Below are 3653 nucleotides of genomic sequence, written 5' to 3' on the forward strand. Positions count from 1 at the left end.
CTGTTCGGGCTGGCGCAGCTCGTGGGGGTGGAGCGGGCCGTCGCGACGGCGCGCCGGGCGCTGGGGGAAGAGCGGCTGGGTGCGTCCATGCCCTATCTGCAGACTCCCGCTCTGGCGTCGCGGGAGCGGCGGCATCCGCGGAGCACGGCTCGGGAGCTGAAGGAGCTGCGATCCGGCGTCGTCCGAGAGACCGGTGTGCCGCTGCCCGAACCGGTCAAGCTCCGGCGCGTCGGTCCGCGGGAGCTGTTGCTGCTGGCTGTCCTGCTGCTCTTCGCCGGCGCCATGATCCCGGTGCTGGCCGGAGTGGACTACGCGCAGCTGTGGGTCGAGCTGCAGGACGCCATCTGGTGGGTCGTGATCTGTGCCGTCGCCCTGGGCCAGGCGGTGTTCCTTCCCCAGGCGGCATCCATGATGTTCTCGGTCGGTCGGTCACTTCCCCTGCGCCCGGCGACCATCCTGCAGAGTGCCATCGCCTTCATCTCGTTCGCGATCCCAGGGGTGGCTGGGCGGGTGACGATGAATGCAGCGTTCCTGTGCAAGTACGGGGTGTCGCCGACGCTCGCCGTGACCCAGGGTGGCATCGACGGTCTGTCCGGCTTCATCGCCCAGCTCGCGATCCTCCTCGTGGCGTTCGGGACCGGCGCGGTGTCCGTCGACCTCGCCGCGACTTCTCTCAGCGGGGCTGACTGGCGCGCGGTGCTCGCGGTCGTGCTGCTCGTCCTCGTGGGCGTGGTGGTGACCCTGTGGAGGATGACGCGGGTGCGGGAACGTGTGGTGCCGGTCATGAGGTCCGCGTGGTCTGCCTTCGCCCAGCTGCTGAGGTCACCCTCGCGCGCCATGGGTCTCTTCGGCACGCAGTTGCTGGTCCAGCTCACGTGGGGGCTCATCCTGTGGGCGGCCCTCTATGCCATGGGGTCACCGCTCGGCCTGATGCCCTGCACGGTCGTGGTCGTCGCGACCGGCCTGTTCCAGGGCGTCGTCCCGGTCCCCGGCGGCATCGGCGTCTCGGAGGCGCTCATGGTCGGGCTCCTCGTACCGCTCGGAGCGGCCAGTGACGGGGCGGTGGCTGCCACCGTCGTCTGGCGCGTGGCCACGTTCTATCTCCCTGCGGCTGAGGGCTTCTTCGCGTACAGGTGGCTGGAGAGGCACGGCTACCTCTGACCCTCACGGACCGGGAGGGTCGAACCTGACGTCGATCCGCTCCACGGGGAGACGCTCCTGTTCCGTGGCCAGGATCCCCAGGGCCCGAACGTCGGCCGCTGTCGGTCGCGCGGTGTCCAGCCCTCGCGGCCAGAGCCGGCGGTGGCGCACCACGGCGGTCTCGGCGGCGAAGACCAGTGCCTGGCTGACGAGGTAGAGCAACGCGAAGACGCCGGCCACGGTGGCGAAGCTCCCGTAGACCGGGCCCGCCCTCGAGACCAGGGTCGCCAACAGGCCCGCGCCGGTGGTGAGCACGGTCGTGACGGCCAGGGCACCCCCGGCTGCCGCCGGCCAGGCGTCGCGCAGCAACACCGTCCGGGCCAGGAGCACCTTGGCGGCGCTGATGAGCAGGACGAACACCACCGCAGCCGTCGAGGCGGCCGCGGAGACCCGTTGCAGCATCACCACGTCGGGCAGCGCGGCCGAGGCCACAGTCAGCGCGGCGACGAGGAGACCGGCTGTCACCACGATGACCACCATGACCAGGACGCGGGCGTAGCGCGCGATGAACCCGAAGCGTGACCGCACGGGCACCCCCGCCAGGTGGTTCAGGGTCTCGTAGGCCGAGAAGGCCACCCCGGTGCCGGAGAACAGCAGGCCGACGAGACCCAGGGCGAGAGGCAGCCCGGACGACGGCATCGAGGTCAGCGCGGTCTCGACCGTCTCCTGGAGGGGAAGGGGGACCAGGGCCTTCTCCATGTCGGTCCGCAGGGCGGCGTGGTCGACGAGAACCCGTGCCAGGATCGACACCGCGACGAGCAGAAGAGGGAAGATACTGAGGAACCCGTAGTACGTGATGAGTGCGGCCTGCCGCAGGCCGGCGTCGTCGCCGTACTTCCTGGCCACCGCGTAGGGAAAACCGAGGAGGGCGTGGCTCCGCTGCAGGTCGTCTGCCCACCTCAGCAGTCGAGCTCCGAATGCACCCGCTCCGGTCGACCGCGGATCGCGGGCTGTTCCCATGGACCGAACGTATGACGTGGCGCGCAGCGAGCACCTCCCCTCAATTGGGTGAGATGCCCGCTGGCGCGGAGGTGCCCCGGTCCTCGCCGCCCCTCCCCAGGGGTCGAGAACCGGGGCGGTCGCAACTCGTCCGCCGTGGGACGAGGCTGGCCGTGGCGGCATGCCCCCCTGTGGCACCAAGCCGCCATCGCGACTCGGAGCTCCCGTCTCCCACTCGGCAGCAACGAGCCAGCAATCGGCTCTGTCATCCTGCCGGTTGTCGGCGCACCCCGGGATCCGCCACCGGGGGAGTGTCAGGGGTCCACCTCGGGTGGAGAAGTTCGTGAGGAACCTCCGCGAAAACACCGGTTGACGTACTAGCGTGGCCCCGCCCGTCCTGCGTGTCGTCCGGATCGGGTTGCGCACGAAGCACAGGACGGGCAGCGAAAGGCATGAGGCCATGACGTTGAGCGACGCCACGATTCGAGCACTGCGGCATGCCGACCAGGTGATCCACGAGGCGGACCGGGCCGACGTCTTCGCGGTCTACGACGCGTGCCGGGCGGCCGTCGGGGCCATCACCGCGCTCGACGACTTCTACGTGGCGCTGATCCAGCAGGACGACCGGCGGATCTCCTACCCCTACCTGTTCAGCAACGGCAGGAATGCCGAGACCGGCACCGTGACCTACGGTCCCGCGGGCGTGGTGGCCTGGGTGGTGGCGTCGGGCAAGCCCTACCGGTACCAGGACGACCAGGGGGCCCTACTCAACCGCGGCGTCCGGTTCGGCGACGGGGAGCCGTCCGCTGACGCCGTGATCGTGCCGATGCTCGGAGAGGACGGGGTCGGCGGTCTCCTCGGTGCGTTGTCCGACACTCCCGCCGTCATGTCGGACGAGGTCGTGGCTGCGATGAGCTGGCTTGCCGCCGTCGTCCTCGACCGCATCCGTGCCGCGAGCCCGGGTCGGCGGCTGAACCTCGGAGTGGTCTACCCGGAGCTGCAGGACACCGGTCGCGCCGGGATGCTCATGGCCGTCAACCACGCAGGGTCGGCGCTCACGGCCCTGGCGGGCGAGATCGAGCGCCTCGTTGACGGTGACGACGTGGGCACGCGCGTGGCGGCGCTGAGCCGCCGCTGCTTCGAGCTGCAGGCTGCCCTGGTCACGCGGCTCGGGGGACATGCCGACCTCGGGTCCGCACCGGGCCGACGATCCGATCCGCTCCAGGCGCTCTCGCCCCGGGAGCGCGCTGTCGTCGACCTCGTGACCGGCCCGGACGGCGATCCCGGCAACGCTGCGATCGCGGCCACGCTCGGAATCGGCACCGCGACCGTCAAGACCCACATGGGGTCGGTGCTGGCCAAGCTGGGCCTCGAGCACCGGAGCGAGCTGCGTTGGCTCGTCCGCAGCGGCCAGGACGACCGGAAGCGCAGCGCCCGTCCCGGCTGACTCGAGACCGATGGCGCCGACCGGGGGTGGGGGTCGACGCCATCGGGAGCCCGGACGCGATCAGGCC

At 70.9% G+C, this 3653-nt stretch carries 3 protein-coding genes; 2 read left to right on the forward strand and 1 reads right to left on the reverse strand.

Annotated features, from left to right (window positions below; genetic code table 11):
• On the forward strand, positions 1-1161 hold a 1161-nt coding region (locus AC1DP0_RS19585; RefSeq protein WP_478087783.1), incomplete at its 5' end, for a lysylphosphatidylglycerol synthase transmembrane domain-containing protein.
• Between the two features lie 3 nt (positions 1162-1164).
• Here the strand turns inward: AC1DP0_RS19585 and AC1DP0_RS19590 are convergent.
• Positions 1165-2160 carry a YihY/virulence factor BrkB family protein gene (locus AC1DP0_RS19590; protein WP_478087785.1) on the reverse strand — a complete coding sequence of 332 codons (996 nt, stop codon included), beginning with the start codon at positions 2158-2160 and terminating at the stop codon, positions 1165-1167.
• Between the two features lie 439 nt (positions 2161-2599).
• On the opposite strand from AC1DP0_RS19590, the gene AC1DP0_RS19595 reads away from it, so the two are divergent.
• A complete protein-coding gene (locus AC1DP0_RS19595; RefSeq protein ID WP_478087787.1) occupies positions 2600-3586 on the forward strand; it encodes a helix-turn-helix transcriptional regulator in 987 nt (328 codons plus the stop codon).
• Positions 3587-3653 lie beyond the last annotated feature (67 nt).

This window comes from Terrabacter sp. P5_B1 (assembly GCF_056400505.1).

Excerpts from the sequence above, each read along its gene's own strand:
- AC1DP0_RS19595 (WP_478087787.1), top strand. The coding sequence starts at position 2,600 with ATGACGTTGAGCGACGCCACGATTCGAGCACTGCGGCATGCCGACCAG.
- AC1DP0_RS19590 (WP_478087785.1), bottom strand. The coding sequence starts at position 2,160 with ATGGGAACAGCCCGCGATCCGCGGTCGACCGGAGCGGGTGCATTCGGA.